General features: G+C 64.8%; 25 protein-coding genes, 2 tRNA genes and 1 pseudogene. 18 read left to right on the top strand and 10 right to left on the bottom strand.

Annotated features, from left to right (window positions below; translation table 11 throughout):
- Window positions 1-64 precede the first annotated feature (64 nt).
- Together gyrA and CAF53_RS15380 are read left to right on the top strand one after the other, a co-directional pair.
- On the top strand, window positions 65-2761 hold the full coding sequence (gyrA, locus tag CAF53_RS15385) for a DNA gyrase subunit A (protein WP_100238531.1): 2697 nt from the start codon (window positions 65-67) through the stop codon (window positions 2759-2761).
- Window positions 2758-3105, top strand: a complete 348-nt coding sequence (locus CAF53_RS15380) for a DUF952 domain-containing protein (RefSeq protein ID WP_046762792.1) — start codon at window positions 2758-2760, stop codon at window positions 3103-3105. The genes gyrA and CAF53_RS15380 overlap by 4 nt, the downstream gene beginning before the upstream one ends.
- Before the next feature lie 27 nt (window positions 3106-3132).
- Here the strand turns inward: CAF53_RS15380 and CAF53_RS15375 are convergent, their stop codons facing one another.
- Together CAF53_RS15375 and CAF53_RS15370 are read right to left on the bottom strand one after the other, a co-directional pair.
- The gene (locus CAF53_RS15375; protein WP_046762791.1) at window positions 3133-3624 is read right to left on the bottom strand and encodes a hypothetical protein; all 492 of its coding nucleotides are present in this window, start codon (window positions 3622-3624) and stop codon (window positions 3133-3135) included.
- A 97-nt stretch (window positions 3625-3721) separates the two neighbouring features.
- Window positions 3722-4831, bottom strand: coding sequence for a glycosyltransferase (locus tag CAF53_RS15370; RefSeq protein WP_100238847.1), 1110 nt, complete (start codon window positions 4829-4831; stop codon window positions 3722-3724).
- 55 nt (window positions 4832-4886) lie between these two features.
- On the opposite strand from CAF53_RS15370, the gene CAF53_RS15365 reads away from it, so the two are divergent.
- The 7 genes from CAF53_RS15365 (at window position 4887) to CAF53_RS15335 (ending at window position 11281) form a co-directional block, all read left to right on the top strand.
- Complete coding sequence (locus tag CAF53_RS15365; protein WP_100238846.1) at window positions 4887-5741, top strand: lauroyl acyltransferase; 855 nt, start codon at window positions 4887-4889, stop codon at window positions 5739-5741.
- Between the two features lie 10 nt (window positions 5742-5751).
- Window positions 5752-6405: a phosphoribosylanthranilate isomerase gene (locus tag CAF53_RS15360; RefSeq protein WP_100238529.1), complete on the top strand. Its 654-nt coding sequence runs from the start codon at window positions 5752-5754 to the stop codon at window positions 6403-6405.
- A gap of 93 nt (window positions 6406-6498) precedes the next feature.
- Window positions 6499-7755, top strand: coding sequence for a tryptophan synthase subunit beta (trpB, locus tag CAF53_RS15355; RefSeq protein ID WP_100238845.1), 1257 nt, complete (start codon window positions 6499-6501; stop codon window positions 7753-7755).
- Window positions 7752-8582 carry a tryptophan synthase subunit alpha gene (trpA, locus tag CAF53_RS15350; RefSeq protein ID WP_100238528.1) on the top strand — a complete coding sequence of 277 codons (831 nt, stop codon included), beginning with the start codon at window positions 7752-7754 and terminating at the stop codon, window positions 8580-8582. The genes trpB and trpA overlap by 4 nt, the downstream gene beginning before the upstream one ends.
- Window positions 8579-9430 (top strand): acetyl-CoA carboxylase, carboxyltransferase subunit beta, encoded by an 852-nt coding sequence (gene accD, locus CAF53_RS15345; protein WP_100238527.1) that lies wholly within the window; start codon window positions 8579-8581, stop codon window positions 9428-9430. Before trpA ends, accD begins: the two co-directional genes overlap by 4 nt.
- Before the next feature lie 19 nt (window positions 9431-9449).
- Window positions 9450-10772, top strand: a complete 1323-nt coding sequence (locus CAF53_RS15340) for a folylpolyglutamate synthase/dihydrofolate synthase family protein (RefSeq protein WP_100238526.1) — start codon at window positions 9450-9452, stop codon at window positions 10770-10772.
- Between the two features lie 68 nt (window positions 10773-10840).
- On the top strand, window positions 10841-11281 hold the full coding sequence (locus tag CAF53_RS15335; protein WP_100238525.1) for a DUF6628 family protein: 441 nt from the start codon (window positions 10841-10843) through the stop codon (window positions 11279-11281).
- Here CAF53_RS15335 and CAF53_RS15330 read toward each other — a convergent pair.
- Both CAF53_RS15330 and CAF53_RS15325 read right to left on the bottom strand, forming a co-directional pair.
- On the bottom strand, window positions 11266-12582 hold the full coding sequence (locus CAF53_RS15330; RefSeq protein ID WP_046762784.1) for an MFS transporter: 1317 nt from the start codon (window positions 12580-12582) through the stop codon (window positions 11266-11268). The genes CAF53_RS15335 and CAF53_RS15330 overlap by 16 nt on opposite strands.
- Before the next feature lie 170 nt (window positions 12583-12752).
- Window positions 12753-13211, bottom strand: a complete 459-nt coding sequence (locus tag CAF53_RS15325) for a response regulator (protein WP_046762783.1) — start codon at window positions 13209-13211, stop codon at window positions 12753-12755.
- A gap of 161 nt (window positions 13212-13372) precedes the next feature.
- Between CAF53_RS15325 and CAF53_RS15320 the strand changes: the two genes are divergently transcribed.
- Window positions 13373-14287 carry a pseudouridine synthase gene (locus CAF53_RS15320; RefSeq protein ID WP_046762782.1) on the top strand — a complete coding sequence of 305 codons (915 nt, stop codon included), beginning with the start codon at window positions 13373-13375 and terminating at the stop codon, window positions 14285-14287.
- A gap of 88 nt (window positions 14288-14375) precedes the next feature.
- Window positions 14376-14921: pseudogene (gene rsmD, locus CAF53_RS15315) on the top strand (16S rRNA (guanine(966)-N(2))-methyltransferase RsmD); the annotation flags it as partial.
- Window positions 14922-15011: 90 nt separating this feature from the next.
- Here the strand turns inward: rsmD and CAF53_RS15310 are convergent.
- Entirely contained in the window at window positions 15012-15461 is a 450-nt protein-coding gene (locus tag CAF53_RS15310; RefSeq protein WP_046762780.1) for a globin domain-containing protein, read from the bottom strand.
- A 164-nt stretch (window positions 15462-15625) separates the two neighbouring features.
- On the opposite strand from CAF53_RS15310, the gene CAF53_RS15305 reads away from it, so the two are divergent.
- Window positions 15626-16090: an Rrf2 family transcriptional regulator gene (locus tag CAF53_RS15305; RefSeq protein ID WP_046762779.1), complete on the top strand. Its 465-nt coding sequence runs from the start codon at window positions 15626-15628 to the stop codon at window positions 16088-16090.
- Here the strand turns inward: CAF53_RS15305 and CAF53_RS15300 are convergent.
- Complete coding sequence (locus CAF53_RS15300; RefSeq protein ID WP_084733088.1) at window positions 16071-16511, bottom strand: Fe-S oxidoreductase; 441 nt, start codon at window positions 16509-16511, stop codon at window positions 16071-16073. The two genes, CAF53_RS15305 and CAF53_RS15300, sit on opposite strands and share 20 nt — an antisense overlap.
- A 133-nt stretch (window positions 16512-16644) precedes the next feature.
- Window positions 16645-17040: a GFA family protein gene (locus CAF53_RS15295; protein ID WP_100238523.1), complete on the bottom strand. Its 396-nt coding sequence runs from the start codon at window positions 17038-17040 to the stop codon at window positions 16645-16647.
- Window positions 17041-17143: 103 nt separating this feature from the next.
- On the opposite strand from CAF53_RS15295, the gene CAF53_RS15290 reads away from it, so the two are divergent.
- Complete coding sequence (locus CAF53_RS15290; protein WP_100238522.1) at window positions 17144-19420, top strand: UvrD-helicase domain-containing protein; 2277 nt, start codon at window positions 17144-17146, stop codon at window positions 19418-19420.
- Window positions 19417-19896 carry a GNAT family N-acetyltransferase gene (locus tag CAF53_RS15285; protein WP_100238521.1) on the top strand — a complete coding sequence of 160 codons (480 nt, stop codon included), beginning with the start codon at window positions 19417-19419 and terminating at the stop codon, window positions 19894-19896. Before CAF53_RS15290 ends, CAF53_RS15285 begins: the two co-directional genes overlap by 4 nt.
- A gap of 140 nt (window positions 19897-20036) precedes the next feature.
- Here CAF53_RS15285 and CAF53_RS15280 read toward each other — a convergent pair.
- The 3 genes from CAF53_RS15280 to CAF53_RS15270 all read right to left on the bottom strand — a co-directional run bounded on the left by CAF53_RS15280 (window position 20037) and on the right by CAF53_RS15270 (window position 20712).
- A tRNA-Ala gene (locus CAF53_RS15280) sits at window positions 20037-20112 on the bottom strand.
- A gap of 99 nt (window positions 20113-20211) precedes the next feature.
- Window positions 20212-20287, bottom strand: a tRNA-Ala gene (locus CAF53_RS15275).
- Window positions 20288-20376: 89 nt separating this feature from the next.
- Window positions 20377-20712, bottom strand: coding sequence for a TIGR02300 family protein (locus tag CAF53_RS15270; RefSeq protein WP_100238520.1), 336 nt, complete (start codon window positions 20710-20712; stop codon window positions 20377-20379).
- Between the two features lie 149 nt (window positions 20713-20861).
- Between CAF53_RS15270 and aroA the strand changes: the two genes are divergently transcribed.
- From aroA to rpsA, 4 genes are all read left to right on the top strand, one after another.
- Entirely contained in the window at window positions 20862-22202 is a 1341-nt protein-coding gene (gene aroA, locus CAF53_RS15265; RefSeq protein ID WP_100238519.1) for a 3-phosphoshikimate 1-carboxyvinyltransferase, read from the top strand.
- Window positions 22199-22450, top strand: coding sequence for a hypothetical protein (locus CAF53_RS15260; protein WP_046762773.1), 252 nt, complete (start codon window positions 22199-22201; stop codon window positions 22448-22450). The genes aroA and CAF53_RS15260 overlap by 4 nt, the downstream gene beginning before the upstream one ends.
- Window positions 22447-23082 carry a d(CMP) kinase gene (locus CAF53_RS15255; protein WP_046762772.1) on the top strand — a complete coding sequence of 212 codons (636 nt, stop codon included), beginning with the start codon at window positions 22447-22449 and terminating at the stop codon, window positions 23080-23082. Before CAF53_RS15260 ends, CAF53_RS15255 begins: the two co-directional genes overlap by 4 nt.
- Window positions 23083-23253: 171 nt before the next feature.
- Window positions 23254-24966, top strand: coding sequence for a 30S ribosomal protein S1 (gene rpsA, locus CAF53_RS15250; protein WP_100238518.1), 1713 nt, complete (start codon window positions 23254-23256; stop codon window positions 24964-24966).
- The last annotated feature ends 119 nt before the right edge of the window (window positions 24967-25085 follow it).

Below are 25085 nucleotides of genomic sequence, written 5' to 3'. Positions count from 1 at the left end.
CAATATTGTTTCGCTCCGCTAGTGCATGGTCGACAACATACACTCACCAAAAAAGAGAATCGATTTGACCGACGAGACTGCCCTCGCCGACCCTTCGGACATCAGCCCCATCTCCATCGTCGACGAGATGAAGGCGAGCTATCTCGACTATGCCATGTCGGTCATCGTCGCCCGCGCCCTGCCGGACGTGCGCGACGGGTTGAAGCCGGTGCACCGCCGCATTCTCTTCTCGGCCCATGAATCGGGCTTCACCCACAACAAGCCCTATCGCAAATCGGCGCGCATCGTCGGTGACGTGATCGGTAAATATCACCCCCATGGCGACAGCGCGATCTATGACGCATTGGCGCGCATGACCCAGGACTGGTCGATGCGCGTGCCGCTGATCGACGGCCAGGGGAACTTCGGTTCCATGGACCCCGATCCGCCGGCCGCCATGCGCTACACCGAAGCGCGCCTCGCCAAGGTCACGAACGCGCTGCTGGACGATCTCGACAAGGACACGGTCGACTTCCAGCCCAATTACGACGCCTCGGAAAGCGAGCCGCAGGTCCTGCCCGCGCGCTTCCCCAACCTGCTGGTCAACGGCGCGGGCGGCATCGCGGTCGGCATGGCGACCAACATCCCGCCGCACAATCTGGGCGAAGTGATCCGCGCCTGCCTCGCCTATATCGACAATAGCGGCATCACCATCGACGAGCTGATCCAGATCGTCCCCGGCCCCGATTTCCCGACCGCGCCGCTGATCCTGGGCCAATCCGGCGCCCGCAGCGCCTATCATACCGGCCGCGGCTCGATCATGATGCGCTCGCGCCACGAGATCGAGGAAGGACGCGGCGACCGCCGCTCCATCGTCCTGACCGCCATCCCCTATCAGGTCGGCAAGAACGGCCTGGTCGAAAAGATCGCCGAAGCCGCCAAGGACAAGCGGATCGAGGGCATCAGCGACATCCGCGACGAATCGAGCCGCGAAGGCGTGCGCATCGTCATGGACCTGAAGCGCGACGCCACCCCCGAAGTCGTCCTGAACCAGCTCTGGCGCAATACCCCCGCCCAGTCGAGCTTCCCGGCCAACATGCTCGCCATTCGCGGCGGCCGCCCGGAACTGCTCAACATCCGCGACATCATCGAGGCGTTCGTCCGCTTCCGTGAAGAGGTCATCACCCGCCGCACCAAATATGAGCTCAACAAGGCCCGCGACCGCGCCCATATCTTGCTGGGCCTCGTCATCGCCGTCACCAACCTCGACGAAGTCGTCCGTATCATCCGCGGCTCCGCCAGCCCGGCGGAAGCCCGCGAAACCCTGCTCGCCCGCGAATGGCCAGTGGCGGAGATCGCGCCTTACTTGAAGCTGGTCGAAGCCATCGAGACCGAAGCGTCCGGCGACACCTATCGCCTGAGCGACACGCAGGTCCGCGCCATCCTCGACCTGCGCCTGCACCGCCTGACCGCGCTGGGCCGCGACGAGATCGGCAATGAACTGGCGGAACTCGCCGCCGCCATCGCCGAATATCTCGCCATTCTCGGCGACCGGGTGAAGCTCTACGCGGTCATGCGCGAGGAGTTCGAGGCGATCGAACGCGACTTCGCCACCCCGCGCCTGTCGGAAATCACCGCCGCCGCCGACGGCATCGATGACGAAGACCTGATCGAGCGCGAGGAGATGGTCGTCACCGTCACCGTGCAGGGCTATATCAAGCGCACCCCGCTCGAAAGCTTCCGCGCCCAGGCGCGCGGCGGCAAGGGCCGCTCCGGCATGGCGACCAAGGATGAGGACGCCGTCACCGAACTGTTCGTGACCTCCACGCACACGCCGGTCCTGTTCTTCTCGACCGCGGGCAAGGTCTATCGCCTCAAGGTCTGGCGCCTGCCCGAAGGCGGCCCGGCGACGCGCGGCCGCCCGATGGTGAACCTGCTCCCCTTAAGCCCCGGCGAGACGATCCAGACCGTCCTGCCGCTGCCGGAGGATGAGGAAAGCTGGAAGGACCTGCATGTCATGTTCGCGACCGCGAACGGCACGGTCCGCCGCAACAGCATGGACGCCTTCGCCAACATCCCGTCGAACGGCAAGATCGCCATGCGCTTCGACGATGAAAGCACCGACCGCCTGATCGGCGTGGCGCTGCTGACCGAAGAGGATGACGTCCTGCTCGCCACCCGCCAAGGCAAGGCGATCCGCTTCCAGGCGACCGACGTGCGCGAGTTCCAGAGCCGCACCTCGACCGGCGTGCGCGGCATGACGCTCAAGGGCGATGATGAAGTGATCTCGCTCTCCGTCCTGCACCGTGCGGGCATCAGGGATCAGGAAGAGCGCGACGACTATCTCCGCTTCGCCCCATGGAAGGCGGAGAAGGAAGGTTCGCCGCAGATGAGCGAGGAACGCTTCGCCGAACTACAGGCGAAGGAGCAGTTCATCCTCACCGTCTGCGCCAATGGCTATGGCAAGCTGTCCTCGGCCTATGACTATCGCCGCACCGGTCGCGGTGGTCAGGGTATCACGAACATCGACAATATCGGCCGCAACGGCCCGGTCGTCGCCAGCTTCCCCGCGACACAGGCGGACCAGTTGATGCTCGTCACCGATCAGGCGAAACTGATCCGCATGGGCCTCGACAGCCTGCGCGTCATCGGCCGCAGCTCGGCCGGCGTGCGCCTGTTCAACGTGTCCGACGACGAACATGTCGTCAGCGCCGCGAAGATCGAGGAAAGCGACGAAGCCGAAGAGGCAGGGGAAGCTGGTTTGGATATTGGGGAAGCGTGACCGACCTCTTCGCCTACAAGATCCTGACCAAGGATCAGTATGACCAGCTCAAGACCGACGGCGTGTTCAAGGGCGCGCCCGTCGATCTGGCCGACGGCTACATCCACATGTCGACCCGCGAGCAGGCGGCTGAAACCGCCGCCAGGCATTTCGCGGGACAGGACAATCTGGTGATGGTGATGGTCGACCTCGCCCCCTTCGGCGACGCGATCAAATGGGAGGAGTCACGCGGCGGCGCCCTCTTCCCCCACCTCTATGGCGATCTCCCCCTCAGCGCTGTGGCGGGCAAGGTCGTCCTGCGGCTGGACGAACAGGGCGAACATCTCTTCCCCGCGGGTTTCTGACCCGACAGGACGCCGCAAAAAGGCCGGTCAGCCAGCCAGAAGCGTCGCGGTACAGGCCGAACTGCGCCGCCGGAGGATCAACAGAACGTCATCGAGCAACCGGCCCGGCGCAGACCGCGCTTCGGGCGCGGCATTGTTGAGAAACATCCGGGCGGATCGATGGGACAGCGGCGGCGCCCATCCCTGCTCCGTGCGCTCGACATAGACATTCTTGACGACGTACAAAGCCTCGATCAGACGACGCTCATATTGCGGAAAAAGACGCCGGTCCCCAGCGATGGCCAATGCCCTGATCTTGCGCTTGTGCAGCCAGAACAGCACGCTTCGCGTCAGGCCAGGACGCATATTCATCAACCCGATATGCACGGACCACAGGATGAAGAGAAAGCATTCGCGGCTCGTCTCCTCCGACACCGCCCATCCCTCGCGATCGAGAATGCTCCGGATTTCCTTTCGAAGCAGATCGACCTGATCTTCGACCAGTGGCGGCATGCGTCGCCACAAGCGCACAATGTTCATGGTTACTCCCGGCGTCGCGTCGAGCCATCGCACGTACAAAAATGCCGGGCGAATGCAAGCGCTCCGGCGTTCTGGCACGACGAACCGCCGAAATCCGCTATTCCACCTTCACCATCCGCACGACCTTCCCGTCCCTCACCCAATAATCAAACCCACCCCACCTGATCCGCCGCGATCCAGCCGCCGCCAGTTGCATCCCCCAATGCGCCCAGCATACCGCAAAGGGCGCCAGCACATCCCACCATAGCGACCGCCGTGCTGCCCGCGCCTGCCCCGGCTCCACAACGCCCGCGATAATCCGCCACCGCACCAGCGCCCGCCCCACGGCCGCACCATAACCCACGGCCACAGCGACCCAGCCACCCCAGCCCAGGGCCCAGACCCAACCGAGCGCCTGCACCCCCACCACAATACAAGCCACCTTCCACATGCCCGCACTGTTGGTCAGGATATGCCGATACTGCCGCACGCCGAAGGCCATCGCCCCGCGCCCCGCCAGCGGCGAAGCCACCAGCAAGTCCCGCACGGGCCGCAACCGCAGCTTCGCCCGCCATCCGGCCAGCCCCATCGCCATGTCGTCGGACAAGCGCCCCGCCAGAGCCGCATCCAGATCCAGCCGCTCCGCCACCTCCCGCGTCAGCGCCATGGCACCGCCCCAGGGCATCGTCGCACTCGCAGCCCGCGGCAGGGTCGCAAGCTGCATCTCCACCGCCCCCACCAGCGCGGCCATCGCGCTCGCCTCGGGCAGGAGCAATCGATATCCGGTCACGATATCCGCCTTCCCTCGCACCAGAGGAAAGAGCAATCGCCCAACCAGCCTTGCCGGAGGCTCGATATCCGCGTCCACGAACACCAGATAGCGGTCCCCTTCGCGCAAGGCCCGCAACGCCGCCCGCAATTTATGGACCTTCTGCCCTTCATCGCTGGCCACCCCGGCACGAACGATCTGCGCCCACTCCCCCTCGCGCGCGGCCAGAGCCTCTGCCGCCGCGCATTCGCCCGAGGTTGCGATCAGCAGCCGGAATCGCGCCGTCTGCGCCTTCATCCGGGCGATCAACGCCGCCCCGCCGTCCCAATCGTCCCGCACCGACAACAGCATGACGACGCCCTCGGGTGCTTCCTCCTGCCGGTCCACCGGCAGATGCCGCCAATAATTCAGCACCCCCAGCAACGTCAGCGCCTGAAGGACCAGCCACAACCAGATGATCGCCAATTTCCAAGCCCTTTACCGCCCCGCCCGCTGCTGTATGACGGCAGGCGCGATGCTCTCCAACCCCTTTCTCTTCACCCTGCTCCGCATCCTTCCCGCATCCATCGCCTCATGGCTGGGCGGCTGGCTATCGGCGAATGTCGCCCGCAAGACCATGAAATTGCGCGACCGGCGGGCCCGCGCCAATCTTGCTCTGCTCCGCCCCGATCTGGACGAACCCACCCGAGAAGCGATGCTCACCCGCCGCTGGCTCAACCTCGGCCGCACTATGGCGGAACTGACCAATATCGACCGGCTGATCGACAACGGCCATGTCACGGTGGAGGATGCGGAGGGCTATCGGCAAGTTCTCGACGGCCCTGGACCGATGATCGCGCTAGCGGTGCATCTGGGGAATTGGGACCTGCTCGCCGCCCATATCAAGGCATCCACCGACCGCCCCGGCCTCGGCATCTACGACCCGCCCGAAAACCCGGATCAGGCCGCCATGCTCAAGCGCGCCCGCTCCAGCTACATGGGCGAAGCGATCACCGGCGAAGGTGCCGCCCGAGGCATCCTCAAACACCTCACGACCAAAGACCGCGCCACCCTCTACATCCTGCTGGACGAGCGCCGCGACCGGCAGGTCTGGTTCCCCCGCTTCGGCCGCGATCTGCCGCCATCGGGCAATCTTTCCGTCGCGCTCCGCCTCGCGCGCAAGGTCGGCGCAACGTTCCTTCCCTTCTACATGGTTCGCACCCAGGGGCCGCACTTCCGCGTCCACTGGCACCCGCCGCTCGACCCTGCTGCATTGACCGACGATCGGATCCTGGATCGGGTCGACGCCTTCCTCGGCAAAGCCTGCATCGATCATGCCGACCAATGGCTGGCGCTCCACGACATGGACCTCAGCGCGCCAACCGCCTAAAGCGCCCGCCATGCTTCAATCGACGTCCCGACTCGCCATCAAGATTTGCGGCCTTTCGACGCCGGACACCGTGGGCGCCGCCATGCGTGGAGGCGCCACGCATCTGGGCTTCGTCCATTTCCCCAAAAGCCCGCGCCATGTCGAAGCGGACCAGTTGCGCGCCCTCGCCGCGCCGGTGCCTGCGCATATCGAGCGTGTCGCCGTCCTCGTCGATCCAACCGATGAAATCCTGACCGAACTCTCGGCTACCCAAGCCCTCACCGCGCTCCAACTGCACGGCAAGGAAAGCCCCGAACGCGCGGCCGCCATCCGTCAGCGCTTCACCATCCCGGTCTGGAAAGCCATTTCCGTCAAGACCCGCGCCGACATAGACGCCGCCAAGGCCTATAATGGCGCCGCCGACTTCCTCCTCTTCGACGCCAAGACCCCGGAAGGCGCGGCGCTTCCCGGCGGCATGGGCCTGCGTTTCGACTGGACGCTGCTACGCGGCGCACCCCTTTCCACGCCCTGGGGCCTCTCGGGCGGCCTTGGCATCGACAATGTGGCCGAGGCCATCCGCATCACCGGCGCTCCGCTGGTCGATGTTTCCTCCGGCGTCGAAAGCGCGCCGGGCATCAAGAGTGTGGACAAGATCATGGCCTTCTGCAATGCGGCGTCCTCATGAGGCAGCACAGCAGCACACGATGGCGTTGATCACTTCCCTACCCTTGAGAAGTGACCCATATTGCCTGACGAGATTGATCCGATGACCGATAGCATGACGCCGCCTACCACCTTGGCCAACAGCCTGCGCTCGCAACCCGACGCTTCCGGCCATTTCGGCCCGTTCGGCGGCCGCTATGTCGCCGAAACCCTGATGCCGCTCATCCTGGAGCTGGAGAAGGTCTATAAGGAAGCCCGCCAGGACCCGGCCTTCGACGCCGAATTCACCGAATTGCTGCGCTCCTATGTCGGCCGCCCCAACCCGCTTTACTATGCCGAGCGGCTGACCGAAGCCCTGCGCGCCGACGCCGCGCCGGGCCCAAATGGTCAGAAAAGGGGCGCGAAAATCTACCTGAAGCGCGAAGAACTGAACCACACCGGCGCGCACAAGATCAACAATTGCATCGGCCAGGCGCTGCTCGCCCGCCGCATGGGCAAGAAGAAGGTGATCGCCGAAACCGGCGCCGGCCAGCATGGCGTCGCCACCGCGACCGTCGCCGCCCTGTTCGGCATGGAATGCAAGATCTTCATGGGCGCGAAGGACGTGGAGCGGCAGAAGCCCAACGTCTTCCGCATGAAGCTGCTGGGTGCGGAGGTGATCCCGGTCGTCTCCGGCTCTCAGACGCTCAAGGACGCGATGAACGACGCCCTGCGCCACTGGGTGTCGAACGTCCACGACACTTTCTACATCATCGGCACCGCGGCGGGCCCGCATCCCTATCCGGAACTGGTCCGTGATTTCCAGTCGATCATCGGCCGGGAAGCGCGCGAGCAGATACTGGAGATCGAAGGCCGCCTGCCCGACATGCTGATCGCCCCGGTCGGCGGCGGCTCCAACGCCATCGGCCTGTTCCACCCCTTCCTCGACGATGCCGAGGTCAAGATGATCGGCGTCGAAGCGGCGGGCGAAGGTTTGGCTGGCAAGCACGCCGCCTCCCTCGCGGGCGGCAAGTCCGGCATCCTGCACGGCAACCGCACCTATCTGCTTCAGGATGAGGACGGCCAGATCACCGAAGCGCACAGCATCTCCGCTGGCCTCGACTATCCCGGCATCGGTCCGGAACATAGCTGGCTGCACGAGATCGGCCGCGTCGACTATATGCCGATCACCGACGATGAGGCGCTGGCCAGCTTCCAGAAACTCTCGGCGCTCGAAGGCATCATCCCCGCGCTCGAATCCGCCCATGCGGTCGCCAGCGCGGAAAAGGTCGCGCCCACGCTCGACGCGGACCAGATCATCATCGTCAATCTCTCCGGCCGTGGTGACAAGGACATCTTCACCGTCGCCAGCGCCCTGGGTGTGGAAATATGACAACTGACCGCCTTTCCGCCCGCTTCGCCGCCTGCAAGAAGGCAGGCCGCGCCGCCCTCGTCACCTTCGTGACGGCGGGCGACCCGACCGTGGCCGACACCCCGCTTGTTCTCGACGCACTGGTAGAGGGCGGCGCGGACATCATCGAGCTGGGCATGCCCTTCACCGATCCGATGGCCGACGGCCCGGCGATCGAACTCGCCAACCTGCGCAGCCTCGGCTCGGGCACGAAAACGAAGGACATCTTCGCCCTCGCCACCGCCTTCCGCGCGAAGCATCCCGAAACGCCGCTGGTCCTGATGGGCTATGCCAACCCCATGCTGGTGCGCGGTTCCGAATGGTTCGCCGGCCAGTGCAAGGCCGCAGGCGTCGACGGCGTCATCTGCGTCGACGTGCCTCCAGAGGAAGATGCCGAAATCGGCCCGGCCCTGCGCGCTGCGGGCATCCACCTCATCCGCCTCGCCACCCCGACCACCGACGCGGCCCGCCTGCCCGCCGTGCTGAACGGCGCCAGCGGCTTCCTCTACCATGTCGCCGTCGCAGGCATCACCGGCAAGCAACAGGCCGCCCAGGCCGCCGTCGAACAGGCCGTGGCCAGGCTCAAGGCCGCCACCGACCTGCCCATCGCGGTCGGCTTCGGCGTGCGCTCCGCCGAACAGGCCGCCGCCATCGGCCGCGTCGCCGACGGCGTGGTCGTAGGGTCCGCCATCGTCGACATCATCGGCTCGCACGGCGACGCCGCCGCGCCCTTCGTCAAGGATTTCGTCGCCGCCCTGCGCGGCGCGCTCAACGCCAACAGCCCTCATTTCCGGGAGACCGCAGCATGAGCTGGATCAACCGCGTCCGCAAAGCCATCCCCTTCATCGCCAAGAAGGAAACCACGGTCGAGACGCTCTGGCACAAATGCCCCTCCTGCGCCGAGATGATCTTCATCAAGGAGTGGGAAGACAATCTCTCGGTCTGCCCCCGCTGCGACCATCACGGCCGCATCGGCCCGTCCGAACGCTTCGAGCATATACTCGACGCCGGATTCATCCTGCTGCCGACCCCGCATGTGCAGGAAGACCCGCTCAAATTCCGCGATAGCAAGCGCTATCCCGACCGCATCAAGGCCGCCCGCGCCGCGACCGGCGATCAGGACGCCCTCATCAACGCGCGCGGCGCGATCGATGACGTGCCGCTGGTCATGGGCGTGCAGAATTTCGCCTATATGGGCGGCTCCATGGGCATGGGCGTGGGCGCCGCCTTCATCCAGGGCGTCAACGAAGCCATCGCCCATAAATGCCCCTATGTGATCTTCACCGCAGCGGGCGGCGCGCGCATGCAGGAGGGCATCCTCTCCCTCATGCAGATGCCCCGTTCCACCGTGGCCATCCAGAAGCTGCACGCGGCGGGCCTGCCCTATATCGTGGTCCTGACCGACCCCACCACCGGCGGCGTCACGGCGAGCTATGCGATGCTGGGCGACATCCAGATCGCCGAACCCAACGCCCTGATCGGTTTCGCCGGCCAGCGCGTCATTGAAAGCACGATCCGCGAAAAGCTGCCCGACGGCTTCCAGCGCGCCGAATATCTGCTGGAGCATGGTATGCTCGACATGGTCGTCCACCGCAGCGAGTTGCGCGACACGCTGGCGAGGGTGATAGGCTACCTCGCCCCGCGCGCCGCCGCCTAAACTCGCCAGGAAAGCGCCGATGGCCGACCACGCCGTCTCCGACGATCCGGGTGTCCAGACCCAGCTCGATCGCCTCGCGACCCTGTCGCCGGGCGCCGACATATTGGGCCTGGAGCGCATTACCTCGCTCCTCGACCGCCTGGGGAACCCGCACCGCGCGCTCCCCCCCGTCTTCCACGTCGCGGGCACCAACGGCAAGGGATCGACCTGCGCCTTCCTGCGCGCCGCGCTCGAAGCCGACGGCAAGAGCGTCCATGTCTTCACCTCGCCCCACCTCGTGCGCTTCAACGAACGCATCCGCATCAACGGCAAGCTGATCGCCGACGAAGCCCTCGCCGATTATCTCTCCCGCGTCCTCGATGTGGCGGAGGGGATCGGTGCCAGCTTCTTCGAGGTCACTACCGCTGCGGCCTTCCTCGCCTTCTCCGAGCATCCCGCCGACGCCTGCATCATCGAAGTGGGCCTTGGCGGCCGCCTCGACGCCACCAACGTCATCGAAAAACCGGCGATCTGCGGCATCGCCCAACTCGGCCTCGACCACCAAAGTTTCCTGGGCAACACCCTCAAGGAAATCGCCGCCGAAAAGACCGGCATAGCCAAGCCCGGCGCCCCGCTGGTGACGCAGCGCTATGCCGACTCGCTTTTCCCCGTGATGCTGAACGCCGCCGCGCGCAACCGCACCCAATGGCTGGCCATGGGCGAAAATTGGGACGCGGTGGCTTATCGGGACCGTCTCCATTATCGCGACGATCTCGGCCGCCTCGAAACCCCGCTGCCCCGCCTTTCCGGCGCGCATCAGGTGCAGAACGCCGGCCTGGCCTTCGCCATGCTCCGCCATCAGAGCGTCCTCCCCGTCAGCGAAGCCGCGCTGAAAGCCGCCCCGCTCTGGGCGCATTGGCCCGCCCGCCTGCAACGGCTCGACCACGGCCCGCTGCTCACCCCGCTGCCGCAATCCGCCGAAGCCTGGCTGGACGGCGGCCATAATGCCGGGGCGGGCGAGGCCATCGCCGCCTTCTTCACGCCCGAGCGTCTGGAAGGCCAAAAGCTCCAGCTCATTATCGGCATGCTGTCGAACAAGGATATGGACGCCTATCTCGTCCCTTTCGCGGGCCGGATCGCCCATATCCACGCCTTGCCCGTACCCGGCCACGACCATCACCCGCCGGAACGCTTCGCCGCCATCGCCGACCTGTGGGGCATCCCCTGCAACGCGCATGACAATGCAACCGAAGCCGTGGCCGCCATCGCCGCGCAGCCCCATCCCGCGCCCAAGCTGCTGATCGCGGGATCGCTTTACCTGGCGGGCGAAATTTTGCGGTTGAACGGGCAATATCCCGACTGAAATAACTTGCTATTGACTCGCAATAGCGTATCCTTGCCTTCCAACGACAAAGGCAAAGGTATCCGCGCATGGCCATTGGAGAGCCCGTTTTCCTCGATCAGCCCCGCCCGATCCCCGGCGGCTATGGCAACCGGCTGTTCCTCTATGTCATGCGCCGCATGGCGATGGCGGGCGTCGACGATGCCCATGCCGCCAATGCGATGCTGGGCGCTTTCGGCCGCAGCTATCGCCGCCCGCTGGTGCTGATGCGCGCGATGATGCTGGAACTCGCCCGCACCTCCAGCCGCAAGATATTGATCGCCCCCTGCTGCTGTTCGCGCATGACGACCGATGAAGCGTTGATGATGCAGGCGGTCGGCGCCGCCCTGCGCAGCCCGCGCACCGCCTATGACGATGTCGCATCCCTGCTCGGCAACGATCACGCTTTGGGCGCCCTCACCTGCCTGCAAGCCGTCGCGCAGGCGCATAGCGACCTCGGCCGCCCGCTCGACCTCTACGCGGCGGGCTGATCGCTCGCCGCGCTGCCGACGCTGGCGTCGATCAGACCCGCGCGCATCATCAGCCAGAACAGGATGATGCCCGGCAGCGAGATCACCGTTGTCAGCAGATAGAAATCGACATAGCCGAACCGCTCGATCATCGCACCCGCCGTCGTCCCGGTCAGGAACCGCCCGACGATGCTCGCCGCCGCCGAGATCAGCGCATATTGCGCGGCGGTGAAGCGCAGGTCGCACAGGGCCGAGAAATAGGCCACCACGGTCACGCCACCAATGCCGCTGGCGAAATTCTCGAAACCGATGGCTCCCGCCATGCCCCAATTGCTCTTGCCCAGCGCGGCGAGCAGCGCGAAACTGAAATTGGACACGCCCATCAACAACAGGCTGACCAGCACCGACCGCTTCATCCCCATTCGCGCGTACAGCACGCCGCCGACGAAAATCCCGATCAGATAGGCCCAGAAACCGATCCCCACGTCATAGATGGCGATCTCGTCATTGGTGTAGCCCATATCGTCGAACAGCAGGCGGAAGGTCAGGTTCGCCAGCGTATCGCCGATCTTGTGCAGCAGGATGAACAGCAGCACCAGCCACGCCCCGCGCCGCCGGAAAAACTCCACCAGCGGCCCGGCGATCGACTGCCACACCTCCCCCATGCCGCGCCGCGCCGTCGGTTCCCGGTGCCGCTCCGGCTCGCCCAGCACCAGCCCGGTCAGCATCGCGGGCAGAGCGAAGACCGCACAGGCCAGATAGGCGCCATGCCATCCGATCCGCGCCGCCAGCACCAGCGCCAGCGCCCCCGCCGCCACCGACCCGATGCGCCAGCCATATTGCGACATGCCCGATCCGACACCCAATTGCTCCGGCTTCAGGGTCTCGATCCGATAGGCATCGATCACGATATCGAAGGTCGCGCCCGCCACCCCGACCAGGATCGCCGCATAGGCCGTCTGCAACAGGCCCGTGGCCGGATCGACCAGCGCCAGATTGGCCACCGCCGCCATCACGAACAGCCCCGCGACGATCAGCCAGGAAACCCGCTGCCCCAACCGGCCGATGATGGGCAGGTGCACGCCGTCGACCACCCAGGCCCACAGAAATTTCAGATTATAGACGAGAAAGGCCAGGGTGAAGGCCGTCACCGCCTTCTTGTCGATCCCGTCCTGCGCCAGCCGCGTCGTCAGCGTCGCGCCGATCATCGCATAGGGAAAGCCTGACGATATGCCGAGAAAAAAGGCCCCCAAGGGCGCCTTCTGAACATAGGGCTTCACCGCATCCAGCCAGCCCGCCGAACCCTCTGCGATCTCAGTCATAAATGCGGCAAGCCCCCGATGGTCATTCCCGCATCATATGACCAAAGCCCACCCAAACAACCACCCCAAAAAACCTTCTGCCTTGAGGGAGAAGGATAGGCAGGCTCATTCGCGCAGCGAGTTGGGCGGAGTTGGATGAGGAGGATCGCCCCTCTCGGCCAATATCACCCTCACCCCACATCCCCGAACAGATGCAATCCTTCCGGAAACCGCGGTAGCGTCTTGCCGCGCAACAGGGCATCCACAACGGCAACCGCCGCCAGCAGATCGCGCGGCGCATAGGGCTTTGCCAGACAGCCCAGGGCCACCTCCTGCGCATCAACGGGGCAGGCGCCGGTCACGAAGAGTACCGAAACCCCTCTTCCGCTGGCGAAGCGGGCCAGATCGATGCCCGTCCTCTCGCCATGCAGCGTCACATCCGCGATCACCAGATCGACATTTTCGTCTTCGATGACGCTGACGGCATGGGTATATTCGTCGACGGTCGCGGCCACGCGATAACCCGCCATCTCCAGCACATGCTCATTGTCGAAAGCGACCAGCGGCTCATCTTCGACCACCAGCACGCTGCGAATGGCCTTCCGGCGTCCCTTCGCCCCGACTTCCCCTTTGACCAGTCCGAAAAACATTTGCCGATCCGCCCCATTTGCGCCATTCAGCCGACCAACGTGCAACCCCCGAAACGGGTTTCTTATCGTCCCGGCACACAGGCGCAGGGACAGCACTATTCGTCCATTATCTGGCTCCCCGCATATGGGAATGCCATCCCGTTTTGAAAAGGAACGCTTCCGTGGAACCGCCGAAAAAATCTGGACCGCCGCGACGGTCAGGCCCCGGCGGCCCCAGGCGCCCGACCGGCACTCAAACCGCTCCCGGTTCCCGCCCCGCCCGCCCGCCTTTCAGGAAGGCGAAACCGGCCTCCGCGAAAGCCGCAAACCCGCATCCGGCCCGCGCCGCCGCAGCCGCCAGCGGCAAGAACGAGCCGCAGCGCATCGCGAAACTTCTCGCCCGCGCCGGTGTCGCATCCCGCCGCGAGATAGAGCGGATGATCGAGGAAGGCCGCATCACGCTGAACGGAGAGGCCGTCACGACCCCGGCGACACTGCTCGCCTCGCTCCATGGCGTGGCGGTGGACGGCACCCCCGTCGCGGCCCCTGCTCCGACGCGCCTCTTCCTCTTCCACAAACCCACGGGCTTTCTCACCACGGAGCGCGACCCGCGCGGCCGCCCGACCATCTATGACAAGCTGCCCGCCGACCTGCCGCGCGTCATGCCGATCGGCCGGCTCGACATGACGACCGAAGGGCTGCTGCTGCTCACCACCGATGGCGAATTCAAGCGTCAGATGGAATTGCCCTCGACCGGCGTGCCGCGCACCTACCGCGCCCGCGCCTTCGGTGAAGTCAGCCAGAACCAGCTTGAAGACCTGTTCGACGGGCTCGAGATCGACGGCATCCGCTATGGCCGGATCGAGGCCAATCTGGAACGCCGCACCGGCCGCAACCAGTGGATCGAAATGACCCTGACAGAGGGGAAGAATCGCGAGGTCCGCCGCGTGCTGGAACATCTGGGGCTCCAGGTGAACCGCCTGATCCGCACCAGCTACGGCCCATTCCATCTGGGCGAACTCGCGTCGGGTGCGGTGGAGGAAGTGCGCCAGCACGACCTCATCGTCTTCCGCAAGAGTTTGGGAAAGGCTAGTTAGGAAGCCCTATCCCCTGTTGGCGCTGAGCGTCCCTCACCTCCGTTCGCCCTGAGCCTGTCGAAGGGCTTTTCTTCTTTCCAAGACGAGCCAACCCATGAGAATCATCGCAGGCCAATGGCGCGGCCGCCCCCTCACCGCCCCGAAGGGCGATACCACCCGTCCCACGGCGGACCGCACCCGCGAAACGCTCTTCTCCATGCTGCTGAGCCGCATCGGCTCGTTCGAAGGGCTCAGCGTAGGCGATTTCTTCGCCGGTTCCGGCGCGCTCGGTTTCGAGGCCCTCTCGCGCGGCGCGGCAAGCTGCATCTTCGTGGAACAGGACCGCACCGCCCTCGACGCGATCCGGGCGAACGGCGACAAGCTCGGCCTTCGCCCCGACATCCGCCAGAGCAGCGTCCTTTCCCTCGGCCCGGCAGCCAAGCCGCTGGACCTCATCTTCATGGACCCGCCCTACAATAGCGGCGCGGGCATGGTGGCGCTCGACAAGCTCAGCCGCCTGGGCTGGACCGGCCCGGCCACCTGGATCAGCATCGAAACCGACCGCCGCGAGGATGTGGAAGTCAAAGGCTTCACCACGCAAGCCACCCGCGACGTCGGCAAGGCCCGCCTGACCCTCCTGAGAGAAACGGCCTGACTTGAGGAACCCGTGCTCCTGCGAAGGCAGGAGCCCAGTTCCAAAGCCCGATCCCTGCTCCTGTCCTTGCAGAAGCAGGCTCCACTGCCATCACGCCGCCTCAGCATCCTCATAGGCCTGCGCTTCCTTGCCGATCAGGATATTGGCAAGAAACCAATAGGCCTGCCCCCAGGCGTTCAGCACGGCATCGGTCGCCACCTCCGCGCCCAGCACGTCGCGGATCGCGGGCAGCAATGCCTCGGCCACCTTGGGATAATGTTCCGCCTTCACCCCGGTTTCGACATGGCGCTGCACCATCCGCGCGACCGCGCCGTCCAGCGCCTGCAACTTGTCGATATTCTCGGCATAGCCCAGGATCGCCGCCGCCAGCCGCTTGGGCTGCTCGCCGCTTTCCTGCGCGGCCTGGTCGAACATGTCCTTGATCGATGCATCCTGAAACAGCCGCGCATACATGGCCGTCGTGATCTCCACCCCATGCTTGCGCAGAGCGGGGGCGGTCGCCTTGACGATGGCAATGGTGTCGGCGGTCAACTGGGTCATTTATGCACCTTTCCTCAATGGTTTCGGGCCGCGCCAGATCCGCCGGCCAAAAAGCCGCGCCGGACAAGGGGGACTCGATAAAGATGCATTTACGTTGCATGTTTAAAGATGTAAATAGAATGAATGTTTGAAAATCAACCGCCGCGCAATTAACGATTACATTCATGCAATTGACCCGCCACACCGACTATGCCCTGCGCGTCCTGATCCATCTCGCGGTCGCTCCCACCGGCCGGGCGACCATCCCCGAAATCGCGGATGCCTACGGCCTCTCGCGCAATCATCTGATGAAGGTCGTTCACCATCTCGGCCAAGGCGGTTTCCTGGACACCCAGCGTGGGCGCGGCGGCGGGTTCGTCCTCGCCCGTCCCAGCGACGCGATCAAATTGGGCGAGGTCATCCGCCACACGGAACCCGACATGAACATGGCCGATTGCGGCTCCTGCGCCATCCGCGCAGCCTGCGGCCTATCCGGCATATTGCGGGAAGCGACCGCCGCGTTCCTGGCCGTACTGGATCGCCACAGCCTGGCTGACGCGGCGCGCGACAGAGCCGGGCTGGCGGCGCTCATCGCCGCCTTGCCCGGCCCAGGTTCGGGACCCGGCGCGGTTACCGGCGCTTGCGCATAGCCCTCGGCGCTTCATTCCGGTTCATGCAGCTATCCTGCACGGTCTTGCTGCACAGTGGATAGTCCTTCTGCTCGGTTGGCGGCGGCGTCATATTGCCGCCCACCGTCGCAGGGTTGGCGGACGTTCCCACCGGCGCCGACGGATCGCGCGGGACGCCGGCCGGCGCCGGCTGCATCCCCGTATCCGGCGGCACCGCACCCGTGGGCTGCCCAGCGTTGGGATCGGCGCCGGAGGGCGGCGTTGCGGGAGTCGCCGGGGCGGCCGGCGTTGCCGGGGTCGCGCCCTGCTCCGGCGGCGGCGTATCGGTAGCGGGAGGCTGTTGCGATGCCGGCATGTCCTGCGCCATCGCTATTCCGCCAGCACCGGTGCCAAAACACAGCAAGGCCGCGCCCGCCAATAGGATCGATTTCATCGGGATCATCCTTTCCTTGTTCTTCACCCCGTTCTGCCGCTTGGGCCAGGGGGAGAACCGGACTCGTGACGCCAGCGTTCCGGCCACGGAGACGAACCGTGGCGCACGCGCCGTCAGACGAACCCGAACGACCCGTGCTCCGTCAAGCCTCTGGATAGCGATCGAATTTCGGCAGTTCATGCGCCGCCGCCATCCAGGGCGCAGCTTCCGCATATTGGACATGAATGGCTGGCGGCAGCGCGGCCTGGTCGTCCAGGGTTGCGGTCTGGATATCCACCATGCCAGGAAAGACCTCGGCATTGCGATAGAACAGGCTCGTTCCGCATGTTCCGCAAAATTGCCGCATCACATTTTTCGATGACTGATAGGTCACCGGCTTGCCCCGTACCATCACCATATTCTCCGGAAACAATGCCCAACCGACCATATGCGCCCCCGTACTCTTCCTGCAGTCGGAACAATGGCAAAGCGCGCTATAGGCTGGCTCGCCCTGCGCTTCATAGTGAATCGCCCCGCATCGGCACCGCCCCGTGACCATGGCCTTTCTCCTTGCATGATTCCCTTTTTGTTCTCATAAACGACCGCCTGATGCAAGGCCGACCGCCCTTGCTCCTCCCGTCCCCAGACCCTAGTTGATGACCATGACCCTGCCCGCTCCCTCGCCCGATGATCCCGCCTATCTCCAGGGTCTCAACGAACCCCAGCGGGAGGCCGTGCTGACCACCGAAGGCCCGGTATTGGTCCTCGCGGGTGCGGGCACGGGCAAGACCGCCGCGCTCACCGCCCGTCTCGCCCATCTCATCGCCACCCGCCGCGCCTATCCGTCGGAAATCCTCGCCGTCACCTTCACCAACAAGGCGGCGCGGGAAATGCGCGAGCGTGTCGGCCGCATGATCGGCCCGGCCGTGGAGGGCATGCCCTGGCTTGGCACCTTCCACGCGATCGCCGCCAAGATGCTGCGCCGCCACGCCGAGCTGGTCGGCCTGCAATCCAATTTCACCATCCTCGACACCGACGACCAGCTTCGCCTGCTGAAGCAACTCATCCAGGCTGAAGGGATCGACGAAAAGCGCTGGCCTGCGCGTCAGCTCGCAGGCCTGATCGATCAATGGAAGAACCGCGGCTGGACTCCGGAGGAAATCGGCGCGGGCGAAAGCGAAGGCTATGCCAATGGCCGCGGGCAGAAGCTCTACGCCGCTTACCAAGCCCGCCTGCGCGATGTTAATGCCTGTGATTTCGGTGACTTGCTACTGCATATTCTGACGATATTGAAGCGCCACCGGGACGTTCTGGAAAGCTATCAACAGCGCTTCCGCTATATCATGGTGGACGAATATCAGGACACGAACAGCAGCCAGTATCTCTGGCTCCGCCTGCTCGCCCAGCAGCGCAAGAACATCTGCTGCGTGGGCGATGACGACCAGTCCATCTATTCATGGCGCGGTGCCGAAGTCGCCAATATCCTGCGTTTCGAAAAGGATTTTCCCGGCGCGAAGATCGTCCGCCTCGAACAGAATTACCGCTCGACTCCACACATACTCGGCGCCGCCTCCGGCGTGATCGCGGAAAATGGCAACCGCCTCGGCAAGACTCTCTGGACCGAGATCGACGTGGGCGAGAAGGTCCGCATCATCGGCGTCTGGGACGGCCCTGAGGAAGCCCGCCGGGTGGGCGATGAGATCGAATCGATCGAACGCAGCGGCCAGTCGCTGGACGAGGTCGCCATCCTCGTCCGCGCCCAGCACCAGACCCGCGAATTCGAGGACCGCTTCATCCAGATCGGCCTGCCCTATCGCATCGTCGGCGGCTTCCGCTTCTACGAACGCGCCGAAATCCGCGATGCGCTGGCCTATCTGCGCCTCGTCAACCAGCCCGCCGACGATCTCGCCTTCGAACGGATCGTCAACGTCCCCAAGCGCGGCCTGGGCGACAAGACGGTCGAAAAACTCCACCGCCTCGCCCGCGCGGAAGCTATCCCGCTGGCGCTCGCCGCCGCGCGCATCCTCGACACCGATGAGATGACGCCGCAGGCCCGGCGGTCACTGGGCACCTTCATCGGCGACCTCGCCCGCTGGCGCGACCGCGCGACGCAGCTTCCCCATGCGGAACTCGCCCGGCAGATATTGGACGAAAGCGGCTATACCGCCATGCTCCAGGCCGAGCGCACCATCGAAAGCGCGGGGCGGCTGGAAAATTTGAACGAACTGACCCGCGCCATGGAGGAATATGAGACGCTGGGCGCATTCCTCGAACATGTGTCGCTGGTCATGGACAATGAGGCGCAGGCGGACGAACGCAAGATCACGATCATGACCATTCACGCCGCCAAGGGGCTGGAATTCGACACGGTGTTCCTGGCGGGCTGGGAAGAAGGCATTTTCCCCTCCCAGCGCGCGCTCGACGAAGGCGGGTTGAACAGCCTGGAGGAAGAACGCCGCCTCGCCTATGTCGCGCTCACCCGCGCGCGGAAGCGCTGTATCATACTCCACGCCGCCAACCGCCGCATCTATGGCCAATGGACCAGTTCCATCCCTTCCCGCTTCGTGGGCGAACTCCCGCCCGAACATGTCGAGGAGGAAAACAGCATGTCCGGCGGCGCCTCGCTCTGGCGCGCCAACTGGTCGGAACGCGCCGACCCCTTCGCCAATGTCCAGCGCGGCAGCGGTCGCGGCCCGGGCTGGCAACGCGCCCAGCAAAGCGGCCAGTTCGTAAAAGAACCCGTCCGGATCGTGGAAGCCCGCGCATCGGCGGTGTCGCTCGGCAACAAGGGCCGCGACGACATGAGCATAGGCCTGCGCGTCTTCCATCAGAAATTCGGCTACGGCACCGTCGCGGAAATCGAAGGCAACAAGCTGGAGATCGATTTCGAAACGGCGGGACGGAAACGGGTGATGGACAGCTTCGTCCAGCCTGCATGAGCGACGGCTGGATGTCGATGCGCGAGGCCGACCTTCCGACGGTAAAGGTCATTTCGGATACTGTCCACGGCGCTTATACCGAAGATGAAGCCATATATGCGGAACGGCTGGCGCTTTATCCGTCCGGCTGCCTGATCCTGCGAAGCGAGGGCCAGCCCCTCGGCTATCTCATCGCCCACCCTTGGCGCAGCGAGCAGCCTCCCGCGCTCAACATGCGGTTGGGCGGCATCCCCGCCGATGCCGACGTCTATTATCTTCACGACATCGCCCTTCTTCCCTCGGCCCGTGGAACGGGCGCGGGAAAGAGCGCCATGGCCAAGGTGGTGGAGCAGGCCAGGACAGAAGGCTTTGCGGCGATTCGCCTGATGGCGGTCAACGGCGCGGACAGCTTCTGGTCGTCGCAGGGCTTCGTACGCCTGCCGGATGGGTCGGCATCCTATGGCGACGCATCCGTCTTCATGGAACGCCGTCTGTAGGGCACACCCCGCCTTCGTCGGACCGGAAGGGTAAGATTCGGCGGGCCGACGACAGGAAGATTGCGGCAACATGCCAGTCGCCACTCGCTACAAGGGCATCTGCCACGAAAGTCCGTGCCCACATTCTCGATTTAGAAAATTGGTGGAGCCTAGCGGGATCGAACCGCTGACCTCCTGCATGCCATGCAGGCGCTCTCCCAGCTGAGCTAAGGCCCCATCATGTTGCGGCGTGATGCCGCATCCCAATGGATCAGACCATGTCCGGTGTGACACCGCCGGCCGAATGACGGGAGTTTTCCGGTAAAACCGAAAAACTGGTGGAGCCTAGCGGGATCGAACCGCTGACCTCCTGCATGCCATGCAGGCGCTCTCCCAGCTGAGCTAAGGCCCCGTTTTCCAGTGTCGGCGCCGTTGGGGCGGCGCCTTGCGAGGTCGCTGCCATTAGGTGGCGGCGACCTCCTTGGCAAGCACAAAATTCAATTAATTGTCGTCCTCGCCATCGTCGCCGCCGGCATCGACGCCCAGGTCGTCGTCACCGCCCAGATCGACGTCATTATCCGGCGAATCGCCGTCATCATCCACGTCCAGATCCAGGTCCAGATCGTCGTCAGCCGTTTCGATCTCGCCATCGGCGGTTTCGATGACCTTCTTGGGCGCTTCCTCATAGGGCAACGGCTGCTTCGACTTCAGCACCGGCTCGGGCTCCCAGGCCGTACCGCAGTTGATGCATGTGATAGGGTCATCCTTGCCCAGATCGTAGAAGCGCGTGGCGCATTTCGGGCAGGTACGCTTCGTGCCCCATTCAGCCTTGACCATGTCCGGCCTTTTCCTTCTCTTGCGAGTGCTCAGAACAGATATTACGCGGCACGACTGGGTCGCCCGCGAAGAGACGGCGCCTTGCCATAGCGAAACCGCCCTGTCAAAAGCCGGGCGCATTTTTTCAAGTCTTACAGACGGATTTCCCCGTGACCGCTTCTTCCGACCAGCCACACCCCAAGACCTTCACCGCTGCCCCGGCCCTTTCCGGATCGATCACGGTGCCGGGCGACAAGAGCATTTCGCACCGATCGTTGATGCTCTCCGCGCTGGCCGTGGGCGAAAGCCGCGTCGAAGGCCTGCTGGAAGGAGAGGATGTCTTCGCCACCGCCGCAGCGATGCGGGCGATGGGCGCCGAAATCCGCAGGGATGAGGGAGGCATCTGGCACATCCATGGCGTCGGCGTCGGCGGCCTGCTCCAGCCCCAAAGCGCGCTCGACATGGGCAATAGCGGTACGTCGACCCGCCTGCTCATGGGCCTTGTCGCCAGTCATGCGATCACCGCGACCTTCGTGGGAGACGCCTCGCTCAGCAAGCGCCCCATGGCCCGCGTCACAGAGCCCCTGTCCCGCATGGGCGCCAGCTTCACGACCAGCCCCGGCGATCGCCTGCCGCTCACCATGCGCGGCGTCTGCCCGGCGGTGCCGCTCGACTACCGCCTGCCCGTCGCCTCGGCGCAGGTGAAATCCGCGATCCTGCTGGCAGGCCTCAACGCCCCCGGCATCACCCGCATCGTCGAACCGATCCCGACCCGCGACCATAGCGAACGCATGCTCAAGGGCTTCGGCGCCGACCTCGACATAGAGGTGGAGGCCGACGGCACCCGTATCATTACACTCAGGGGCGAAGCCGAACTCCGCCCGCAATCGATCACTGTGCCGGGCGACCCGTCCTCCGCGGCCTTCCCGATGGTCGCTGCGCTGCTGGTGCCGGCCTCGAAGGTGACGATCACCAATGTCGGCCTCAACGCGACCCGCGCCGGTCTTGTCGACCTGCTCCGCGAGATGGGCGGCGACATCGCCATCGAAAATCCCCGCGAGGTCGGTGGCGAGCCCGTGGGCGACCTCGTCATCACCGCCTCCGCGCTCAAGGGCATCGAGCCCGATCCGGCCAACGCCCCCTCGATGATAGACGAATATCCCGTCGCCTTCATCGCGGCAGCCTTTGCGGCAGGGCGCAGCGTCTTCCGCGGCCTTGAAGAACTGCGCGTCAAGGAATCGGACCGTATCGCCACCATGGCGACGGGCCTGCGCGCCATCGGCGTCACCGTAGAGGAACTGGAGGACGGTATCGTCATAGAGGGCAGCGGCGGCGCGCTGCTGACCGGCGGCGGACCGATCGCGACCAAGCTCGACCACCGCATCGCCATGAGCTTTGCGATCGCCGGCCTGGTGTCGAAAAACGGCGTCACCATCGATGACATGCGCCCGGTCGCGACGAGCTTTCCCGGCTTCACCGCCCTGCTCGCATCGCTGGGGGCCATGGCATGACCTTCGACTTCGCCAATGCCATAGGCCTGGTCGGCAGCGGCCTGATGGTCGTTGCCTATGCCTATAGCAACATGGCGAAGACGCTGAATTTCACCCTCTTCAACCTGCTGAATCTGGTCGGCGCGCTGCTGCTGATCTATTCGCTGACCGTTCATTTCAACGTGGCGTCGATGGCGCTGGAAATCGTCTGGGCGTTCATTGCCCTGATCGGTCTCGCCAAGGCGCTGCGGAAAGGCAAAGCATCATGATCATCGCCGTCGATGGCCCCGCCGCATCGGGCAAGGGCACGATCGCCAAGGCGCTGGGCCGCCATTATGGCCTCCCCGTCCTCGACACCGGACTGCTTTATCGCGCGGTCGGCCTTGCCGTCCTGAAAACCGGCGGCGATCCCGATCATGAAGCGGACGCTCTGGCCGCCTGCTCCTTCAACGATGGCGTCCTCGCCGACCCCGCGCTCCGCAGCGAGGCGGTCGGCTCCCTCGCCTCCCGGGTCTCGATCCACCCAAGCGTCCGGCAGGCGCTGGTGAAACGACAGCGCGACTTCGCCACCCAACCCGGCGGTGCCATCCTGGACGGGCGCGATATCGCGACGGTCATCGCCCCCGATGCCGACGCCAAGATCTTCGTCACCGCCAGCGTCCACGTCCGTGCCCAGCGGCGCTATGACGACGCCCTGTCTCATGGCGGCCATCCCGACATGGACAGCCTGATCGCGGACATCCAGGCCCGCGACACCCGCGACATGAGCCGCGACCATGCTCCATTGCGTGTGGCCGATGGCGCGGACTTGCTCGACACCAGCAATTTGACTATAGACGCCGCCGTCCAGCAAGCCATTGCATTGGTGGATGCCCAGTTGGAACGTCGGCGCAACGCCTGACGCGATGCCGGGCGCCGGGGTTTCCCAGGCGCCCTTTTCGCTTATCCACGGGTGTCGACTCGACATGGCCGAAAGGATGTTCGTGCGGCAATCCGGCCGTGCGGACTGTTTGGCCTCAAAGACCACCGGACACAACCGGTAGGCCAGCAATGACGAGTGAAGGACTACAACATGGCCTCTACGGCATTCCCCTCGCGCGACGATTTCGCCGCGCTTCTCAATGATTCCCTCGGTGGCGAGGATGGCGGCTTCGAAGGTCGCGTCGTCAAGGGCACCGTAACCGGCATCGAAAACGACATGGCGCTGATCGACGTCGGCCTGAAGTCGGAAGGCCGCGTGCCGCTGCGCGAATTCGCCGCGCCCGGTCAGAAGGCTGACCTCAAGGTCGGCGACGAAGTCGAAGTCTATGTCGACCGCGTCGAAAACGCCCATGGCGAAGCCATGCTGTCGCGCGACCGCGCTCGCCGCGAAGCCGCCTGGGACAAGCTGGAATCCGAATTCACCGAAAACGCCCGCGTCGAAGGCGTCATCTTCGGCCGCGTCAAGGGCGGCTTCACCGTCGACCTGGACGGCGCCGTGGCATTCCTCCCCGGCTCGCAGGTCGATATCCGCCCCGTGCGCGACGTCACCCCGCTGATGGACATCCCGCAGCCTTTCCAGATCCTGAAGATGGATCGCCGCCGCGGCAACATCGTCGTGTCGCGCCGCGCCATCCTGGAAGAAACCCGCGCCGAACAGCGCTCGGGCCTCATTCAGACGCTGGCCGAAGGTCAGATCATCGAGGGCGTCGTCAAGAACATCACCGACTATGGTGCGTTCGTTGACCTGGGCGGCATCGATGGCCTGCTGCACGTCACCGACCTGTCGTACAAGCGCATCAACCACCCGAACGAGATGATCAACATCGGCGACACCGTCCGCGTGCAGATCATCCGCATCAACCGCGACACTCAGCGCATCAGCCTGGGCATGAAGCAGCTGGAAAGCGATCCGTGGGAAGGCGCCAGCGCCAAGTACCCCGTCGGCGCCAAGCTGTCGGGCCGCGTCACGAACATCACCGAATATGGTGCGTTCGTCGAACTGGAGCCGGGCATCGAAGGCCTGGTCCACGTTTCGGAAATGTCCTGGACCAAGAAGAACGTCCATCCCGGCAAGATCGTTTCGACCAGCCAGGAAGTCGACGTCATCATCCTGGAAGTCGATCCCGAGAAGCGTCGCATCTCGCTCGGCCTCAAGCAGGCTCAGAACAACCCCTGGGACAGCTTCGCCGAACGTCACCCGATCGGTTCTACCGTTGAGGGCGAAGTCAAGAACGCAACCGAATTCGGTCTGTTCATCGGTCTGGATGGCGACGTGGACGGCATGGTCCACATGTCCGACATCGCCTGGGGCATTTCGGGCGAGGACGCGCTGGCTCTGCACCGCAAGGGCGAGACGGTTCAGGCCGTCGTTCTCGACATCGACATCGAGAAGGAGCGTATCAGCCTCGGCATGAAGCAGCTCGAGCGTGGTGGCCCGGCCGCTGGCGGCACGGCTGCTGCGGCTGCCGGTCTCAACAAGAATGCGATCGTCACCGTGACGGTTCTGGAAGTGCGCGACGGCGGCCTGGAAGTCCAGGCTGGCGAAGACGGAGCCGCCGGCTTCATCAAGCGCAGCGACCTTGGCCGCGACCGCGACGAACAGCGTCCGGAACGCTTCCAGGTTGGCCAGAAGTTCGACGCGATGGTCACCGGTTTCGACCGCGCCAAGAAGCCGACCTTCTCGGTCAAGGCGATGCAGATCGCCGAAGAGAAGCAGGCTGTCGCACAATATGGCTCGTCAGACAGCGGTGCTTCGCTGGGCGACATTCTGGGTGAAGCCCTGAAAGCCAAGAACGAAGGTTAATCTCCTTCGGTATCTAACTTAAGTAATAGAGCCCGCCGGAACTTGTCTCTGGCGGGCTTTTTCTATTCCCAAAATGAGAAAGACCTACCGATATTGGCTGATTGTCAGAAGCTTTGGGA

The sequence above is a fragment of the Sphingobium sp. LB126 genome, from assembly GCF_002795205.1.
In the GTDB taxonomy this organism is placed as follows: domain Bacteria; phylum Pseudomonadota; class Alphaproteobacteria; order Sphingomonadales; family Sphingomonadaceae; genus Sphingobium; species Sphingobium chungbukense.
This window is presented reverse-complemented; position numbering and strand designations above follow the sequence as displayed.

What these genes read in the sequence shown, in the direction of transcription:
- CAF53_RS15375 (WP_046762791.1), bottom strand. Translation starts at nt 3,624, where the DNA reads ATGAACATTGTGCGCTTGTGGCGACGCATGCCGCCACTGGTCGAAGAT.
- CAF53_RS15365 (WP_100238846.1), top strand. Translation starts at nt 4,887, where the DNA reads ATGCTCTCCAACCCCTTTCTCTTCACCCTGCTCCGCATCCTTCCCGCA.
- CAF53_RS15360 (WP_100238529.1), top strand. Translation starts at nt 5,752, where the DNA reads ATGCTTCAATCGACGTCCCGACTCGCCATCAAGATTTGCGGCCTTTCG.
- trpB (WP_100238845.1), top strand. Translation starts at nt 6,499, where the DNA reads ATGACGCCGCCTACCACCTTGGCCAACAGCCTGCGCTCGCAACCCGAC.
- trpA (WP_100238528.1), top strand. Translation starts at nt 7,752, where the DNA reads ATGACAACTGACCGCCTTTCCGCCCGCTTCGCCGCCTGCAAGAAGGCA.
- accD (WP_100238527.1), top strand. Translation starts at nt 8,579, where the DNA reads ATGAGCTGGATCAACCGCGTCCGCAAAGCCATCCCCTTCATCGCCAAG.
- CAF53_RS15340 (WP_100238526.1), top strand. Translation starts at nt 9,450, where the DNA reads ATGGCCGACCACGCCGTCTCCGACGATCCGGGTGTCCAGACCCAGCTC.
- CAF53_RS15335 (WP_100238525.1), top strand. Translation starts at nt 10,841, where the DNA reads ATGGCCATTGGAGAGCCCGTTTTCCTCGATCAGCCCCGCCCGATCCCC.
- CAF53_RS15330 (WP_046762784.1), bottom strand. Translation starts at nt 12,582, where the DNA reads ATGACTGAGATCGCAGAGGGTTCGGCGGGCTGGCTGGATGCGGTGAAG.
- CAF53_RS15325 (WP_046762783.1), bottom strand. Translation starts at nt 13,211, where the DNA reads ATGTTTTTCGGACTGGTCAAAGGGGAAGTCGGGGCGAAGGGACGCCGG.
- CAF53_RS15310 (WP_046762780.1), bottom strand. Translation starts at nt 15,461, where the DNA reads ATGACCCAGTTGACCGCCGACACCATTGCCATCGTCAAGGCGACCGCC.
- CAF53_RS15305 (WP_046762779.1), top strand. Translation starts at nt 15,626, where the DNA reads ATGCAATTGACCCGCCACACCGACTATGCCCTGCGCGTCCTGATCCAT.
- CAF53_RS15300 (WP_084733088.1), bottom strand. Translation starts at nt 16,511, where the DNA reads ATGATCCCGATGAAATCGATCCTATTGGCGGGCGCGGCCTTGCTGTGT.
- CAF53_RS15295 (WP_100238523.1), bottom strand. Translation starts at nt 17,040, where the DNA reads ATGGTCACGGGGCGGTGCCGATGCGGGGCGATTCACTATGAAGCGCAG.
- CAF53_RS15290 (WP_100238522.1), top strand. Translation starts at nt 17,144, where the DNA reads ATGACCCTGCCCGCTCCCTCGCCCGATGATCCCGCCTATCTCCAGGGT.
- CAF53_RS15285 (WP_100238521.1), top strand. Translation starts at nt 19,417, where the DNA reads ATGAGCGACGGCTGGATGTCGATGCGCGAGGCCGACCTTCCGACGGTA.
- CAF53_RS15270 (WP_100238520.1), bottom strand. Translation starts at nt 20,712, where the DNA reads ATGGTCAAGGCTGAATGGGGCACGAAGCGTACCTGCCCGAAATGCGCC.
- CAF53_RS15260 (WP_046762773.1), top strand. Translation starts at nt 22,199, where the DNA reads ATGACCTTCGACTTCGCCAATGCCATAGGCCTGGTCGGCAGCGGCCTG.
- CAF53_RS15255 (WP_046762772.1), top strand. Translation starts at nt 22,447, where the DNA reads ATGATCATCGCCGTCGATGGCCCCGCCGCATCGGGCAAGGGCACGATC.
- rpsA (WP_100238518.1), top strand. Translation starts at nt 23,254, where the DNA reads ATGGCCTCTACGGCATTCCCCTCGCGCGACGATTTCGCCGCGCTTCTC.